Genomic DNA, 15311 nt, shown 5'->3' on the forward strand with positions numbered 1-15311 from the left:
GGTCGTGCCACCGCTACCCAGTGCCCATCGGGATCACCACCTTCCCTCCGCGTCGGGGCACCCGGTCGGTGTCGATCCACGGTGGTGGGACGAAGTATGGCACCCGTTCGCGCATCACGATCTCCCATCCGTCGTCGTGGATGCGGTGGTGGTGGAACGAGCACAACGGGATGCCGTTGGCCAGATCGGTCGGCCCGCCGTTCGACCACCAGTGGAGATGGTGCGCCTCGGTGTAGCTGGGTGGGTGCGCGCAGGACGGGAAAACACAGCCGCCGAAGTGTTCGGCCAATGCCTGTCGTTGTGCGGTGCTGAACAGTCGTCGTGACCGGCCCAGGTCGAGCACCTCGCCCTCCCCACCGAGCACTGCGGGGATGATGTTCGCCTCCGCCGCAAGGAGACGTGCGGTGGTGGCGGAGATCCCGGCCTCGATGCCGTCTATCTGTGCGGCACCGCACCCGTCGAGGAGCTGGTCGAGAGTCATCCGTATAACCATCGTCACCAGAGGAACCGTTGGCGCCGTCCCGAAGGATGCAATGGCCGCCCGGAACAGCTCTTCGGCGGCATCGGCGCGGCGTTGTGGCATGGTGCGGTCGTCGAGATCCACCATCCCATCCGTGGCGAGCCCCTGCTGGTCGCGGTCGCGTTTTTGCCGCAACTGCTCCCCTACGAGATGGTCGATACCGGCGCGGACGAGTCCGGCTGTTTCGGGTGGCATGGTCCACACGAACCGGGTCATTCCGTCCGGAAGCTGCACCATCGTCAACGACCGGCGGTGCCGGCGGATCACATCTCGTGGTTCGGCACCGTCTTGGTCGAGGTGGTCACGGACGTGCCGGGCGATACCGGCGACCTGTTTCACCGTCAACCCAGGCGCGTGATCGACCAGTGCCCGTTCGCCGGCAAGACGTGCGTCGGCACTGCAGCGGGGGGCGGCCTGCTCGAGTTCGTGCACGATCACCGCCGCGGCGTCGGCACTGACCGCACCCGTGGCCAGCGCCTCCCCGATGGCTGGGTAGCGGGCGGGAAGCGCTGATCCGTCCACCGCGGTCGCCGCCCTGGTTGCCTCACCAACCTCACACAGTCGGACACCCTCAGCTGAGGTGAGCTGCCACAACTCGGCAAGGAACAGCCCCGGTCTCGAGTGACCCGCCCGTCGCGCTATGCCGTCGCCACCGAGGTGAGGTGCTGAGCGGTGCGCGAGTTCGCCAGCGACCTGCGTCTGTGCATGATCGAGAGCCCGCCGCACACTGCGGAGATCCGCGGTGAGCGCGAGAAACTCGTCCGCCGACAGCGCCTCGAGATCGACGTCTCCCCACTCGTCAGCGAACGCACCGATGCGTGACGCGAGGGCCCGGGTGGAGAGCATCATAGGATGAGTTTCTCACCGACCACCGACATTCCGATCGGGCCAATAATGCTGACCAGAGGGTTTTTATAAGTCCAACGAGTGGTGGGCCTGTGGAGGAGAGGAGGCGCCCTTCGACGAGCTCAGGGACCACACTCGCCACCATCCCGGCTACCGTTGCCGCATGAGCCTGATCCTGCCGTTCGGTGACCGCACACCCTCCGTCGCCCCCACCGCCTGGGTCGCGCCGACCGCCACGCTGATCGGCGGCGTCACACTGCACGATTCCGCGAGCGTGTTCTACGGCGCAGTTCTGCGCGCCGACACCGACGACATCACGATCGGCCCGGGCAGCAACCTCCAAGACAACGTGGTCGTGCACTGCGACGCCGGCATCCCGACGGTCGTCGGCGCGGGCGTCAGCGTCGGCCATGCCGCCGTGCTGCACGGCTGCACCATCGAAGACGACTGCCTGATCGGGATGTCCGCGACAGTGCTCAACGGAGCCGTGGTCGGCAAGGGCTCGCTGGTGGCCGCCGGTGCCGTGGTGCTCGAGGGCACGGTCATCCCGCCCCGGTCACTCGTGGCGGGAGTGCCCGCCAAGGTGCGCCGAGAATTGACTGCCGAGGAGATCGAGGGCGTGCGCGAGAACGCCAGACACTACCTGGCGCTCTCCGTGCAGCATCGCGAGCTGTAGCGCCCTAGTGCCGGGCGCGAAGCATCGCGAGCTGTAGCGCCCTAGTGCCGGGCACCCAGCGCCGCGACGATCAGCCCGGCGATCGGAATAAGCGCGACGACGAGCGCGACGGTGGAGAGCACTTTCGCGCTGGTGCGCAGCAGTCCGACGATCGAGAGCACCACGGCGACCACGAGGAGACCTGTGCCGACGTAGAAGATGACGATGCTGGCATCCGAGAGCCGACCGCCGAGAGCCGCGTCGACGCCACTGATGAACCCGCCGTAGCCGAGCCCGGCACCGACGATCGCGAGCACGAGGGCGACGAGGGCGGTGCGTCCGGGAAAGTAGCGGGGCTCGGGCGTCGACATGAGCTTCCTAACCGATGAGGTTCGTCACGAACACGTGCGGGGTGAAACCGGTGAGGTCACCGATCCCCTCGCCCTGGCCGACGAGCTTGATCGGGATGCCGGTCTTCTCTTGCACAGACAGCACGAAGCCGCCCTTGGCCGAGCCGTCGAGCTTGGTGAGCACGAGCCCGGTCACCCCGGCGTGTTCGATGAACGCCTGCGCCTGGGCGAGACCGTTCTGGCCGGTTGTGGCGTCGAGCACCAGGAGAACCTCGGCGATCTCGGTCTGCTTCTCGACCACGCGCTTGATCTTCCCGAGCTCGTCCATGAGCCCGCTCTTGGTCTGCAGGCGGCCCGCGGTGTCGATGAGCACGATCTCGATGCCCTCGCGCTGCGCCCGCTCCACGGTCTGGAAGGCCACGGATGCCGGGTCCTGCCCCTGCTGCTGCGGCCTCTGGATGGCGGCTCCACCCCGCTCCGCCCAGGTGGCCAACTGCTCGACGGCGGCCGCACGGAAGGTGTCTGCGGCACCGACGATGACGCTGCGACCGTAGTTGCCGAGGAACTTGGCGAACTTGCCGATGGTTGTCGTCTTGCCGACCCCATTCACCCCCACGACCAGCACGACGGCGGGGCGGTTGGAGAGGTGGAGGGTGGGATCGAGTGTGGAGAGACGCTCCTCGAGGGTCTCGCGCAGCATCCGTCGCAGGTCGGCCGGGTCGGTGGTATTAAACCGTCGAACGGATGCGCGCAACTCGGCCACGATCGACTCGGTGAGGTCTGGGCCGAAGTCGGCGGTGATCAGGGCGTCTTCAAGGTCGTCCCAGGTCGCGTCGTCGATGGTCTTGCGAGCGAACATGCCCTTGAGAGCGCCAGACAGGGACCACGGTGTTGCCATGGCACCATGCTACCGACCAGATCGGCGACGCCCGGAGCACGCCCACGCTGTCAGCGGGCAATTACCGCGGTGCGAAGGTTTCGCCGCGGTGCTCGAGCACCACCTCACGAGCGATCGAGGCGCCCCAGACTGCGTAGCTGTGGGAGAAACGGAGGTCGTTGGTCTCGGCGATCCAGACCTCTGCCGCGAGGCCCTCGGGAAATTCCGTGAACTGGCAGCGGGGATACCGCTCGGCGACAGTCCTCGACACCGCGTTGAGCTCTCGGCATTCCCGCCCGATCTCTCGCTGGGTGAACCTGGTCAGAGATCCGATTTTCTCAATCGGCGGGATCGCGGCGATTACCACGCAGCCCGCGGTACCGACCGCGGCCTGCACCGCCTCGATCGCGGCGACGAGGCCGTCGCTCCATTGACGCGGTGATACGAACATCATGCTCTCCAGCGCGCCGAGTTGGATGATGGCCACATCGACATCCGCAAGTTTCGATGCGCTCGCCGCCGCGGAATCCGGTACGGCTGCCAAGTGGAAGCCTTCGACGGGCACCAGCTGCCAGTTCACGCCGTGCCCCGTGCGGTGCGCGAGCGCCCGCGAGAAACAGGCACCGAGCGACAGATCGAAGGTGATCACTCCAAGACCGACGCTATTCCAGTCCCCGAGAATGGCGACGGAAAACGGATCTGGCCCCTCGACCGCACCCCGCGGTTCGTCGGTCGGGTACACCGAGTTCGACGAGATCTTGCGTCGGTACGACAGCTCCAACTGACACGCCGTCTTCGCGATGATGCGGCGTATTTCAGCTGCACGTTCTTGAATGGAGAGCATCACTGATCCCTCGTACGTTGTAACGAGTCCCCGCCCGGTGTGTCCCCCATTATGCCGACACGGCGCATCAGAGTCAACGTGTTTACAAGGCTCCGCGATGTAAACACACGTGGGTCAGGCGGTCTTCGACTCGATCCGTTGCCCGACTACCGCGCTGATCCCATCCGCCCGCATAGAGACGCCATAGAGCGCATCGGCGATTTCCATCGTGCGCTTCTGGTGCGTGATCACGATGAGTTGGGATGTCTGGCGCAGGTCTTCGAAGATCTGCAGCAGGCGACCGAGGTTGGCATCGTCGAGCGCCGCCTCCACCTCGTCCATGATGTAGAACGGGCTGGGGCGCGCTTTGAAAATCGCGATGAGCAGCGCCACCGCGGCCAGCGATCGCTCCCCACCACTGAGCAGCGAGAGCCTCTCGATCTTCTTGCCTGCCGGCTTGACGGTCACCTCGATGCCCGTGGTGAGCAGGTTCTCGGGGTCGGTGAGATGGATGCTGCCGCTTCCGCCCGGGAATAACACGGGGAACACCTGGTCGAACGCCGCACGGGTGTCTTCGAACGCGCTGGAGAAGATGTCCTGCATCTTCTCGTCGATCTCCTCGATGATCGTGAGCAGGTCTTTGCGCGTGCTAGTGAGGTCGGTGAGCTGTTCGGTGAGGAACTTGTGCCGCTGTTCGAGAGCCGCGAACTCCTCGAGAGCGAGCGGGTTGACCCGGCCGAGCTGAGCGAGTTTTCGCTCGGCCTTGGCAAGGCGCGCCTGCTGCTCGGCCCGCACGAACGGGATGCCGGGTGGCGGCGCTTCGACAGCCGGGTCGATTAGCTCGGGGCCGGCGTCGAGGGGCACCAGCTGGTCCGGGCCGTACTCCGCCACCAGCACGTCCTCGACCAGGCCGAGCTCGCCGCCGGCGCGCTCGAGCAGGCTCGACAGCTGCAGCTTCTTCTCGTAGACCTGCATCTCCAGGCCATGCACGTCATCGCTGACCGCGGTCAGCCGCTCCCGCAGCGCGCTCTCCCCGCGACGGAGTTCGGTCAGTTCCTCATTCTGCGCGGCACGCTCGGCCTCGCGCGCGGCGAGCTCCACGCGGGCTTCCGACACCGACCTGTCGACCGCGTCGAGCACGGCAGGCAGCGCGTCGACCACCGACTGTGCCGACGCGACCTGACGACGACGGATGACCGCGCGCCGCGCCGCTTCCTCGGCCGCGGCCCGTTCGGCCTGGAGCTGGCGCGCGAGTTGCTCCGCGCGGAGCTGTTCCGCCCGAACCCGCTCCCGCGCGGTCTCCACCTGCAGTCGGGCCTCCAGCTCCCGCTCGCGAGCTACCTCGAGTTCCTCGAGCACTCCATCACGGGCGGCGACGTCGAGGATCGGCCGGGGACGGGATGCCGCGTTCTCGAGTTCGTGGCGTGCGGTGTCGGCCGCGGCAGCGGCATCCGTCACCGTCTCTTCGGCGAGGGCGAGACCGCGCTCGAGGCGCTCGGCCTCGGCCTGTGCGGCCTCGACCTGCACGCGCAGGCGGTTGAGTTTCTCGGTCTGAGCAGCCAGGCGGGAGTCGAACTCGCGCAGCGACGCGAGAGCACGGCTCGACTGCTCCTTGGCGACCTGCAGGCGTCCGCGCTGCTCGGCCAGGGCGAAGCGAGCCCGGTCGAGCAGGGCCGTCACCTCGGTGAGGCGGTGATCTGCGGCATCCCGGTCGGCGACAAGTTCGAGGCGGGAGCGCTTGGCCCCGGAGCCGCCCTTGAGCACGTGGCGGCTGAGTACGTCACCGGACTTGGTGATGACTGTGAGGGAGTCGGTGGCGCTCGCCCGGTTCCACGCTGCGCGGGCGGACGGGATGTCGTCGGCGATCAGCACATCGCGCAGGATCGCCTTCACCCCGTCGGGCGCGGTGACCACGCTCAGTGCGCTGACGACGCCGGGGCCGGTGGCAGGAGCCACGGCATCCGTATCGGAATCGGCGATCACGAGCTCGATGCGGCCGAAGTCCGCCTCTCCCGCGTGCGCGAGCGCGTCGATCGCGGCGTCGCGATTCTCCGCAAGCACCGCGTCAGCGAGCGACCCGAGGGCCGCCGCAATGGCCGCCTCATACCCGGGTTGCACCTGCACGTTCTCGGCGACCAAGCCACGGATGCCCGCGAGCCGCGCGTTCACCAGAGCGCTCGAGCCGTCCTTCTGGTCGAGTGCCATCGACAGGGCGCCGGTGCGAGCGGCGAGCGCGTCACGTTCGCGCTCGTGGCCGTGCAGCTCGTCGCGCAGCCGGTCGATCTCGGCCTCCGCCTCCGTCACCTCGCCCTGGGCGATCTGATACGCGGCGTCGAGATCGGTGTCGGCGGTGTCACCGATCGCCGCCTCCGCTTCGAGGGAGGCGAACTGGGTCTGCGCGTTCTCGCGGCGTTGGAGGGCAGCATCGAGCGCGTTCTGCTGGCGCAGCACCTCGCCACGCACTGCGGCGAGACGGGAGGCGGCGGCGTCGCGCTGACCGGTGAGTTTGGAGAGCTCGAGGTCGTGCCGAGAGACGAGGGACGACTGGTAGGCGATCTGCTCGTCGAGGCCGTCGAGGTTGGCCCTGGCGACCGCCGTGGCTCCCTGGGCGTCACGCCAGACACCCTCCGCGTCCTCGATCGCGAGCGCGAGGCGCTGCACCTCCTCGGCAGCGTCGGCCACCATCTGGCGGGTCACGCCCTGACCGGTCTCCTGCACCTCGGCCTGCTGACCGAGGAGGGCGAGCCGCTGGCCCGCCAGCGTATAGAGGCCGCGGAGGCGTTCCTGCACCGACTCGAGTCCGAAGGCGGTACGACGGGCGAGGTCGACGGCGTCGCCCACCTGCGCCTGCTCGATGCGGGACTCGCGCAGTTTCGCCTGATCCAACTGTTCCTGCAACACGATGCGCTCGGTCTTGCGCTCGCTCTCGCTGCGTGAGTTCGCGGTGATGGCGGCGCGCAGCTCGACCACCTCGTCGGCCAGGAGGCGAGCCCGGGCATCCCGCACGATCGCGGCGATCGACTGCGCCTCTTTGGCGATCTCGGCCTGATGACCGAGCGGCTTCAGCTGACGACGGATCTCACCGGCGAGGTCGGAGAGCCGGGTGAGGTTGGCCTGCATGGCGTCGAGTTTGCGGAGCGTCTTCTCTTTGCGGCGGCGGTGCTTGAGGATTCCCGCGGCCTCCTCGATGAACCCGCGCCGCTCCTCGGGGGTCGCGTGCAGCACCGCGTCGAGCTGCCCCTGGCCGACGATGACGTGCATCTCGCGGCCGAGTCCCGAGTCGCTCAACAGTTCCTGCACGTCGAGCAGACGCACCGTACTGCCGTTGATCGCGTACTCGCTGCCGCCGTTGCGGAACAGGGTGCGGGCGATCGTCACCTCGGCGTATTCGATCGGCAGCGCGCCATCCGAATTGTCGATGGTGAGGATGACCTCGGCTCGCCCCAGCGGACCCCGGGTCGACGTGCCGGCGAAGATGACGTCTTCCATCTTGCCGCCGCGGAGGGTCTTCGCGCCCTGCTCCCCCATCACCCAGGCGAGCGCATCGACGACGTTGGACTTGCCGGAGCCATTCGGCCCGACGACGCAGGTGACGCCCTGCTCGAAGGCGAAGGTGGTGGGCTGGGCGAAGGACTTGAATCCCTTGAGGGTCAGGCTCTTCAGATACACGCCCGCCCCCTTCTGTTCGCCAGGAATGACTGCTATCGACCAGGCACCACGGTACCGGAACCCGCCCGCAATCCTCGGCAGGCCAGCGCTCAGACACAGGGGCCTGACAATTGTCACGCTCCGATCGTGACGACCGTCGTGGGCGGGCGGATGTCTGCTCCGCAAGGCTTGCAGTCATGACGACTCCTGCCATCCAGCTCAGCTCCCTTCGCAAGGACTTCGGCCATCTGCACGCCGTCGACGGAATCGACCTCACGGTGCGACAGGGCGAGGTGCTCGCGCTGCTCGGCCCGAACGGCGCCGGCAAGTCCACGACGATCGACCTGACCCTCGGGCTCTCCAGACCGACCGCAGGCAGCGCGACCCTGTTCGGTGCCGACCCGCGTGCGGCAATCGTCTCCGGGCGAGTCGGCGCGATGCTGCAGGGCGGTGCCCTGCTGCCGGAGACGACGGTGTCGCAGAGCATCGCGCTCGTGGCTGCAGCACACCGGGCGCCGCTCTCCGTCGCCGACGCGATGGAGCGGGCCGGCATCAGCGAGCTCGCTCACCAAAGGGTGTCCAAGCTCTCGGGTGGACAACTGCAGCGGGCTCGCTTCGCTGTCGCGGTGGTGTCCGACCCGCAGCTGCTCATCCTCGACGAGCCGACGGCGGCCATGGACGTCGAGTCGCGCCGCGAGTTCTGGCGCTCAATGCGCGAATTGACCGCTCAGGGAACCACCGTGGTCTTCGCTACGCACTACCTCGACGAGGCAGACAGCTACGCCGACCGCATCGTGATCATGAACGCCGGGCGCATCGTCGCCGACGGAACTCCGGCCGAGGTGAAGGCCGTGGTCTCGGGGCGTAGCCTCCGGTTCGCGGTAACCGGGGGTGGGGCGGATGCCGCGGCCGAGGTCATCCGTTCCCTCCCTGCCGTGCGCGACCTCCGCCGCCTCGCCGACGTCTTCACCCTGGTGTCGGACGACTCGGACTCCACCCTGCGCGAGTTGCTCCGCCGGGTGCCAGACGCCCGCGACATCGAGATCACCTCGCACAGCATGGACGACGCCTTCCTCGCGCTCACCTCCGCCGCTCCCCGTACCGCACACACGATCACTGAAGGGGTCTGACTATGCCGATCCGCTACATCCTGCTCGAGTCGTGGCGCCAGCTGCGCAACGTTCGCTCGCTCGCCTTCACCTTCGTGGTTCCCCTCGTCATGCTGTTGATCTTCGGATCGATCTACGGCGCTGCCGGACAGCAGGAACAGACCACGGGGCTGCCCTGGCTGATCGTCACCACTGTGCAGATGGCGTCGTACGGCGGCATGATGGCCGCCCTCTCACAGGCCTTCGCGATCACCACCGAGCGCTCGATCGGCTGGAACCGCCAGCTGCGGATCACTCCGCTCTCCGGTGCCGGCTACCTCCTGTCGAAGGTGTCGGCCGCGCTCCTGGTCGCCCTCACCAGCATCGTGCTGCTCTGTGCAGTGTCGATCGTCGCCCTCGGGGCGAGGATGGATGCCCTGCACTGGCTGCTGGCGATACTCGGGGTCTGGGTGGGCGTCATCCCGTTCGCGCTGATCGCCGTCGCGATCGGACAATTCGCGAAGCCGTCGTTCGCCCAACCGCTGTTCATGGTGGTCTTCCTCGGTCTCGCCGTGCTCGGCGGGCTGTGGATCCCGCTGGAGATCATGCCGAACTGGGTCATCGGCATTGCGCAGGTGGTGCCCTCCTACTGGTTGAACAAACTCGGGCAGATCGGCGCGCACGGCAGCGGAGATGCCCTCGTTCCGATCGCCATACTCGCGGCGTGGACTGTCGTGCTGGCCGCCCTGATCACCTGGCGCTACCGCCGCGATGCAGCGCGGTCCTGAGCTGGTGGAGACGGTTCGACTAGCGTGACTGACATGAGTGCCACCACCGATGTCATGACGCTCGGTGAGCGTCTGCGCGCACCGGGTTCTCGCAACTGGTACATCGGCAGCGGCGCCGGGCTGCTCTGGCAGACCCTCCTGGTCGTCTCGATCGTGGCGCTGCCGCTACCGGTCGGGCAGAAGGTCGGCGGGCTCGCGCTGCTTGCCGTGATCTACGCGGCGTTCCTGCTCGTCGGGCCCATCATCTGGCGGGAGAGCGCGCGCACCAAGATCCTGGTGACGCTCGGCTTCTGGGCAGTCAGCGCGATCCTGATCCCGCTCGTCGGGCCGGTGGCGATCTGGGTGTGGCTGCTGATCGTCTCCTTGGCCGCGTTCACGAACCTGCCGGTGGCGGCATCCGTTCCAATCAGTGCGGGGGTAGTCGGACTGCAACTGGCGATCGGCGCGGCGAACGACTTCACGCTTGGACTCGGCTTCGCCCCGATCGTCACCGCGGTCTGCGCAGCCACCTTCATCGGGCTCGGATTGCTCGGACGGTCGAACCAGCGGCTCGAGGTCGCCAACACCGAGATCGCCCGGCTCGCCGTGGAGGCCGAGCGTGCGCGATTCGGCCGCGACCTCCATGATGTGCTGGGGCACACGCTCACCGTCGTGACCGTGAAGTCGGAGTTGGCGCGCCGCCTGGTCACTATCGACCCGGCACGGGCGGAGTCCGAAATCGTGGATATCGAGCAGCTCGCCCGCGGCGCTCTCGCCGACCTCAGACTGGCGGTGACCAGCTATCGCGAGGTGACGCTGGAGTCGGAGCTGGCCACCGCGCGCACGGCTCTCGCGGCCGCTGACATCCGGCTGGACTTAGAGGATCGCGGAGCCCCAGACGATGCCGCACTGCGCAGCGTATTCGCCTGGGTGCTGCGCGAGGGGGTCACCAACGTCATCCGTCACTCGGGGTCGTCGACCTGCTGGGTGACGGTGAGCCCGGACGCGCTGACCGTGGCCGACGACGGTCGAGGAGGCACCGTCGAACCGGGCACTCTCGAGAGAGGCAACGGTCTGCGCGGACTGCGCGAGCGCAGCCGCGAGGTCGGCGCCGAGCTCGCGATCAGCCCGAGTGCGCGCGACGGCTTCGCCCTGACCGTGCGGGCCGCACAGAAGTTCCGGACAGCGCGGTGACCATCCGCATCGTGATCGCCGACGACCAAGCACTGGTTCGCGGCGCCCTCGCCTCCCTGCTTGACCTCGAGACCGACTTCGAGGTCGTCGGGCAGACCGGTCGTGGAGACGAGGTGCTCCCCCTGGTGCAGACCACGGCCGCTCATGTCGCCCTGCTCGACGTGGAGATGCCGGGCCTCGATGGATTGTCGGTGGCGCGTCAGCTCACCGAATCGGGATCGTCGTGCCGATCGCTGATCGTGACGACGTTTGGCAGACCCGGGTATCTGAGGCGATCGCTGGAGGCTGGGGCATCCGGATTCATCGTCAAGGACACCCCGTCCGATCAGCTGGCCGATGCCGTGCGTCGGGTCGCCTCCGGACTGAGAGTGGTCGATCCCGCGCTGGCCACCGAGTCGCTGGTGACCGGCGATTCGCCGCTCACCGCGCGCGAGACCGACGTGCTGCTCTCGCTGCGCACCGAGGGACGGATAGCGGATGTCGCGGCCGCTCTGCATCTCTCCGAGGGAACGGTGCGCAACCACCTGTCGTCCGCGATCGGCAAGACCGGCGCGCGCAACGGCGGCGAGGCCGTGCGTATCGCCGCCGACAACGGCTGGCTGCTCGGCTGAGTTCTTCGCCCGGCACAGCAACGCTTCGGTATCGATCCGCGCAGATCGCGACCCCAGGAGACTAACCTGGTCGGCTGCCCGGAACCGAGTGGCAGAGAGGTAGCGATGAGAACCCTCATCGACGAGATCCCCGTTCCTCACGCCGTCGACGACGGCGACTGGCCCGCTTTTGCCGCGGCCATGGTCGTACGCAACGCGGTGCAGGCCGCCGCCTACGGCACCGACGAGATGTTCATGTCGGCCGCGGACCTCCTTCCGTACTGGCGCGACCCGCACGAACCGAAGCGTCTCCTGGTCGCCAGGGTCGACGGCGGCATCGTGGGCAGGGCGGTCGTCGAGCGCCAGGACGAGTCCACCGAGGTCGCATGGGTCAGCGTGGAGGTGCTTCCCGAATTCCGCGGCCGCGGCATCGGACGCGCGCTTGCCGATCGAGCCGAGGAGCTGGCCGCCGACGTCGACAGACTCGTCGTCTACTCGCCGATCCCCGACGCACCGGGCGAGCGCCTGCATCCACCGACCGGCTTCGGATCGGTGCCGCAGGCGCGCGCCGAGGTGCGCTTCCTCCTCGCCCGCGGCTACACGCTGGAACAGGTCGAGCGGGCGAGCCGCCTGCCGCTCCCGGCGCACGACCTTCCGGCCGCACCCGCCCCCGACGGCTACCGGATGCACCGGTGGATCAACCGCACCCCGCCAGAGTGGCTCGCCGACATGACTGCGCTGTTCACGCTGATGAGTACGGACGAGCCGTCTGCGGGGCTCGACGAACCCGAGGACATCTGGACGCCCGAGCGCCTGACCGCCTACGAGGAGCGTCGCGAATCGAGCGACCGCACCCACCTCGTCAGCGCGGTCGAGAACACCGCCACCGGCACACTGGTGGGGATGACCGAGCTGGCGGTACCGTCGGAACTCTCGCGCCCCGCGATGCAGCAGGACACCATCGTCGACCGGGCCAACCGCGGACATCGGCTCGGGATGGTGCTCAAGGTCGCGAATCTCGAGTATTTGCAGAGGGAGCGGCCGGGACATCCGTCGGTCATCACGTTCAACGCAGAGGAGAACCGGCACATGCTCGACGTGAACGAGGCGGTCGGGTTCGTGCCGATGGGATTTGAGGGCGCCTGGAAGAAGGTGCTGCGGTAGGCCCGCTCAGCTGCCGCAACTCTGCCAGGCGTCGCTCGACTGCACCGCCTTCGCGAACGTCTCGACCGTCGCTCCGTAGCCGCCGTCGAGCGCCGTGGTCGCGATGGTGTCGAGCGTCGTGGCTCGTTCGGTCTTCGTCTCGCCCCGGAGCGACTTCAGGTCGGTCTTGAGTGCGTCCGGCAGCGGGCGAAGGCGAACACCCGGGTTCTCCGCGCGCCACTGCGCCTTGGCCTCGACCCCGGGGCCGTAGCCGCCATCCGCCGCCTTCGCGCGAATGGTCTTCACCTCGGCGCGGCGTTCCGCTCCTGGCTTCATGGCCTTGAGCGTCTTTAGATCGCTCCGCAGGTCGGCCGGTGCCGCCCGCAATGCCACCCGCAGGTGCTGGGCGAACGAGCACGTGGTGGTACTGGTCGTGGCATCCGCGGTACTGGCGTTCGCGGCGACCGCCCCGCCGCCGATCACGAGGGCGATGCCAGCCGCGAAGGCGGTGCCAGAGGTCAAGATCTTGCGTCCGGTGTTCATGGTGCGCTCCTGTCGAATCGTGGGTCGCTCCGTGCGACCGGGCTTCAGCATCCGCTGCGCCGATCAGCGGGATGTTCGGTGCATGTTCGGGGAATGTAAAGTCACTCCCCTTCCCCGCTGGCATCGCCGTGCGACCGAGCAGAATGGTGCGATGAGCGAGTCGCGCGGGCTGATCGTGGTGGTAGAAGACGAGCACGCCATCGCCGACCTCGAGCGGCTCTACCTGGTGGATGCCGGCTTCGGTGTGCACGTCGAGCGGGAGGGCAGCGCCGGGCTCGCCGCGATCCGACGCCTGCGCCCGGTGGCGGTGGTGCTCGACGTCGGACTCCCCGGCCTGGACGGCATCGAGGTCTGCCGTGCGCTCCGGGCTGCGGATGACTGGACGCCGGTGATCTTCGTCACCGCCCGTGACGACGAGGTCGACCGCATCATCGGGCTCGAGCTCGGTGCCGACGACTACCTCACCAAGCCGTTCTCACCCCGCGAGCTGGTGGTGCGAGTGAAGACGATCCTGCGCCGCGGCAGCATGGCCAGCGGCCCCGGTACGGTGAGAGTCGGCACGGTGACGCTGCACTCGGCGGAGCGGAGGGTGGAGGCATCCGGACGGCCCGTGCCGTTGACCAGTCTGGAGTTCGACCTGCTCGCCAAGCTGATGAGCGCCCCGGGGCAGGTGTTCACGCGCGAGCAGCTGCTCGCCACGGTGTGGGGACAGGCCGACTACGGACTCGGCCGCACGGTGGATGTACACGTGGCACAGCTGAGGTCGAAGCTCGGCGACGACAGCCCGATCGTCACCTCGCGCGGCGTCGGCTACGCCGCGCGCGACCTACGGAGCGAAGCGTGAGGGCCTGGCTCGGATCGCTCAGCGGGCGGATCACCCTCGTCACCGCCGGCGTCGCCGTGCTCGCTGTGCTCGTCACCGGGCTCCTGTCCCTGCAGCTGGTGCGCTCGTCGAACCTCAGCGAGGCGCGCAGCCAGCTCGCCACGCAGGCTCAGCTGCTGAGCGAGCATCCGGCGACAGCCTCGCGACTCGGCGAGCAGGCGCGACTCGCCCTCGGCGACACTGCCGTCGCCGTGGTCTCGCCCGACGGCACGGTGACCGGCGATGCCGCGGCCTATCTGCGGCCGGCGCAGCTGCGTGCCCTGCTCGCCGGGCGGCCGGTGTCGGTCGTGGAGCGACGCGCGGTGACGCCGGTGGTCGTCGAAGGCCGACCGACCGCGGCCGGCGGCGCCGTGGTGCTCGCCCGCACCGAGCAGAACCTCGAGGCACCCGCGAGGGCGACCACCGGCCGCATCGTGATCGCCCTGGTGGTGGGCGTCGTGATCGCGTTGGTCGCGGGGGCGCTACTCGGGCGCTGGATCGCCCGCCCCCTCGTCGTCGCGGCCGCTACCGCCCGACGGATGGCGTCGGGCGAGCGCGATCTGCCGCTGCCGGCGCGGGGGCCGTCGGAGATCACGGATGTCGGCCACGCTCTCGCCGCACTCGACACCTCCCTTAGCGCCAGCGAGGGGCGGCAGCGGGAGTTCCTGCTGTCGATCTCGCACGAACTTCGCACGCCGCTGACCGCGCTGCGCGGCTATGGCGAGGCACTCGCCGACGGCGTGATCCCCGCCGCCGAGACGGCGACCGTTGGCGCGACCCTGGTCGCCGAGACCGAGCGTCTCGACCACTTCGTCGCCGATCTGCTCGAGCTCGCTCGGCTCGAGGCCGACGACTTCGCCCTCAACCCGCAGCCGGTCGACCTGCACGAACTACTCGCCCAGGTACGGGACGCCTGGGGTGGTCGCAGCGCCAACCTCGGGGTGGCGCTCACCGTCGAGTCCGCCCCTCTCGACTCCGCCTCGCTCAAGCCCGCCCCTCTGGTTATCGTCACCGACGGGAGACGCCTCCGCCAGGTCGTCGACGGTCTGGTCGAGAACGCCCTGCGAGTGTCACCCGCCGGGTCGACGGTCACGATCGCGGCGCTGCGCGACGACGACGAGGTACGGCTGTCGGTGTCCGATGGCGGCCCGGGTCTCAGCCCGGAGGATGCGGCGCACGCCTTCGAGCGCGGGTTACTGCAGGCGAAGTATCGCAACGAACGCCCGGTCGGCACCGGACTCGGCCTGTCTATCGCGGCGCGGCTCGTCACCCGGCTCGGGGGAACCGTCGTGGCGGGCCCAGCCCCCGGCGGTGGTGCACGCTTCACGGTGACGCTGCCCGTCTGAACCTGCCCCGGTGACTCTGCCCCCGTGACGCTGCCCGAATTCAGGACACCGTGTCACTC

General features: G+C 68.5%; 14 protein-coding genes. 8 read left to right on the forward strand and 6 right to left on the reverse strand.

All coding sequences use genetic code 11. The features are described 5' to 3' along the window. Window positions 1-13: 13 nt before the first annotated feature. Complete coding sequence (locus IV501_RS00920; protein WP_200554537.1) at window positions 14-1369, reverse strand: HNH endonuclease signature motif containing protein; 1356 nt, start codon at window positions 1367-1369, stop codon at window positions 14-16. Between the two features lie 160 nt (window positions 1370-1529). On the opposite strand from IV501_RS00920, the gene IV501_RS00925 reads away from it, so the two are divergent. Beyond that, window positions 1530-2042, forward strand: coding sequence for a gamma carbonic anhydrase family protein (locus tag IV501_RS00925; protein ID WP_200554538.1), 513 nt, complete (start codon window positions 1530-1532; stop codon window positions 2040-2042). 41 nt (window positions 2043-2083) lie between these two features. On the opposite strand, the gene IV501_RS00930 is transcribed toward IV501_RS00925, so the two are convergent. The 4 genes from IV501_RS00930 to smc form a co-directional block, all read right to left on the reverse strand. Next, on the reverse strand, window positions 2084-2392 hold the full coding sequence (locus IV501_RS00930; RefSeq protein WP_200554539.1) for a hypothetical protein: 309 nt from the start codon (window positions 2390-2392) through the stop codon (window positions 2084-2086). A gap of 7 nt (window positions 2393-2399) precedes the next feature. Beyond that, window positions 2400-3269 carry a signal recognition particle-docking protein FtsY gene (ftsY, locus tag IV501_RS00935; protein WP_200554540.1) on the reverse strand — a complete coding sequence of 290 codons (870 nt, stop codon included), beginning with the start codon at window positions 3267-3269 and terminating at the stop codon, window positions 2400-2402. Window positions 3270-3330: 61 nt separating this feature from the next. Then, on the reverse strand, window positions 3331-4092 hold the full coding sequence (locus tag IV501_RS00940) for an SGNH/GDSL hydrolase family protein (RefSeq protein ID WP_200554541.1): 762 nt from the start codon (window positions 4090-4092) through the stop codon (window positions 3331-3333). A gap of 114 nt (window positions 4093-4206) precedes the next feature. Beyond that, the gene (gene smc / locus IV501_RS00945; protein WP_200554542.1) at window positions 4207-7740 is read right to left on the reverse strand and encodes a chromosome segregation protein SMC; all 3534 of its coding nucleotides are present in this window, start codon (window positions 7738-7740) and stop codon (window positions 4207-4209) included. Window positions 7741-7916: 176 nt separating this feature from the next. Here smc and IV501_RS00950 point away from each other — a divergent pair, with 176 nt between their 5' ends. The 5 genes from IV501_RS00950 to IV501_RS00970 all read left to right on the forward strand — a co-directional run bounded on the left by IV501_RS00950 (window position 7917) and on the right by IV501_RS00970 (window position 12522). Continuing rightward, on the forward strand, window positions 7917-8849 hold the full coding sequence (locus IV501_RS00950) for an ABC transporter ATP-binding protein (protein WP_200554543.1): 933 nt from the start codon (window positions 7917-7919) through the stop codon (window positions 8847-8849). A gap of 2 nt (window positions 8850-8851) precedes the next feature. Then, window positions 8852-9595 carry an ABC transporter permease gene (locus IV501_RS00955; RefSeq protein ID WP_200554544.1) on the forward strand — a complete coding sequence of 248 codons (744 nt, stop codon included), beginning with the start codon at window positions 8852-8854 and terminating at the stop codon, window positions 9593-9595. Window positions 9596-9628: 33 nt separating this feature from the next. Continuing rightward, window positions 9629-10768: a sensor histidine kinase gene (locus tag IV501_RS00960; RefSeq protein WP_200554545.1), complete on the forward strand. Its 1140-nt coding sequence runs from the start codon at window positions 9629-9631 to the stop codon at window positions 10766-10768. After that, the gene (locus IV501_RS00965; RefSeq protein WP_200554546.1) at window positions 10765-11379 is read left to right on the forward strand and encodes a response regulator transcription factor; all 615 of its coding nucleotides are present in this window, start codon (window positions 10765-10767) and stop codon (window positions 11377-11379) included. The genes IV501_RS00960 and IV501_RS00965 overlap by 4 nt, the downstream gene beginning before the upstream one ends. 105 nt (window positions 11380-11484) lie before the next feature. After that, window positions 11485-12522 (forward strand): GNAT family N-acetyltransferase, encoded by a 1038-nt coding sequence (locus IV501_RS00970; protein WP_200554547.1) that lies wholly within the window; start codon window positions 11485-11487, stop codon window positions 12520-12522. Window positions 12523-12528: 6 nt separating this feature from the next. Here the strand turns inward: IV501_RS00970 and IV501_RS00975 are convergent, their stop codons facing one another. After that, window positions 12529-13044, reverse strand: a complete 516-nt coding sequence (locus IV501_RS00975; RefSeq protein WP_200554548.1) for a hypothetical protein — start codon at window positions 13042-13044, stop codon at window positions 12529-12531. A 151-nt stretch (window positions 13045-13195) separates the two neighbouring features. On the opposite strand from IV501_RS00975, the gene IV501_RS00980 reads away from it, so the two are divergent. Both IV501_RS00980 and IV501_RS16480 read left to right on the forward strand, forming a co-directional pair. Continuing rightward, the gene (locus IV501_RS00980) at window positions 13196-13888 is read left to right on the forward strand and encodes a response regulator (protein WP_200554549.1); all 693 of its coding nucleotides are present in this window, start codon (window positions 13196-13198) and stop codon (window positions 13886-13888) included. Beyond that, window positions 13885-15252 (forward strand): sensor histidine kinase, encoded by a 1368-nt coding sequence (locus tag IV501_RS16480; RefSeq protein WP_200554550.1) that lies wholly within the window; start codon window positions 13885-13887, stop codon window positions 15250-15252. Before IV501_RS00980 ends, IV501_RS16480 begins: the two co-directional genes overlap by 4 nt. Window positions 15253-15311: the final 59 nt, after the last annotated feature.

This window comes from Lacisediminihabitans changchengi, from assembly GCF_016634425.1.
In the GTDB taxonomy this organism is placed as follows: Bacteria; Actinomycetota; Actinomycetes; order Actinomycetales; family Microbacteriaceae; genus Lacisediminihabitans; species Lacisediminihabitans changchengi.

Bases quoted from the DNA above. Each gene is read 5' to 3' on its own strand.
- IV501_RS00920 (WP_200554537.1), bottom strand. From the start codon at position 1,369: ATGATGCTCTCCACCCGGGCCCTCGCGTCACGCATCGGTGCGTTCGCT.
- IV501_RS00925 (WP_200554538.1), top strand. From the start codon at position 1,530: ATGAGCCTGATCCTGCCGTTCGGTGACCGCACACCCTCCGTCGCCCCC.
- IV501_RS00930 (WP_200554539.1), bottom strand. From the start codon at position 2,392: ATGTCGACGCCCGAGCCCCGCTACTTTCCCGGACGCACCGCCCTCGTC.
- ftsY (WP_200554540.1), bottom strand. From the start codon at position 3,269: ATGGCAACACCGTGGTCCCTGTCTGGCGCTCTCAAGGGCATGTTCGCT.
- IV501_RS00940 (WP_200554541.1), bottom strand. From the start codon at position 4,092: ATGCTCTCCATTCAAGAACGTGCAGCTGAAATACGCCGCATCATCGCG.
- IV501_RS00950 (WP_200554543.1), top strand. From the start codon at position 7,917: ATGACGACTCCTGCCATCCAGCTCAGCTCCCTTCGCAAGGACTTCGGC.
- IV501_RS00955 (WP_200554544.1), top strand. From the start codon at position 8,852: ATGCCGATCCGCTACATCCTGCTCGAGTCGTGGCGCCAGCTGCGCAAC.
- IV501_RS00960 (WP_200554545.1), top strand. From the start codon at position 9,629: ATGAGTGCCACCACCGATGTCATGACGCTCGGTGAGCGTCTGCGCGCA.
- IV501_RS00970 (WP_200554547.1), top strand. From the start codon at position 11,485: ATGAGAACCCTCATCGACGAGATCCCCGTTCCTCACGCCGTCGACGAC.
- IV501_RS00975 (WP_200554548.1), bottom strand. From the start codon at position 13,044: ATGAACACCGGACGCAAGATCTTGACCTCTGGCACCGCCTTCGCGGCT.
- IV501_RS00980 (WP_200554549.1), top strand. From the start codon at position 13,196: ATGAGCGAGTCGCGCGGGCTGATCGTGGTGGTAGAAGACGAGCACGCC.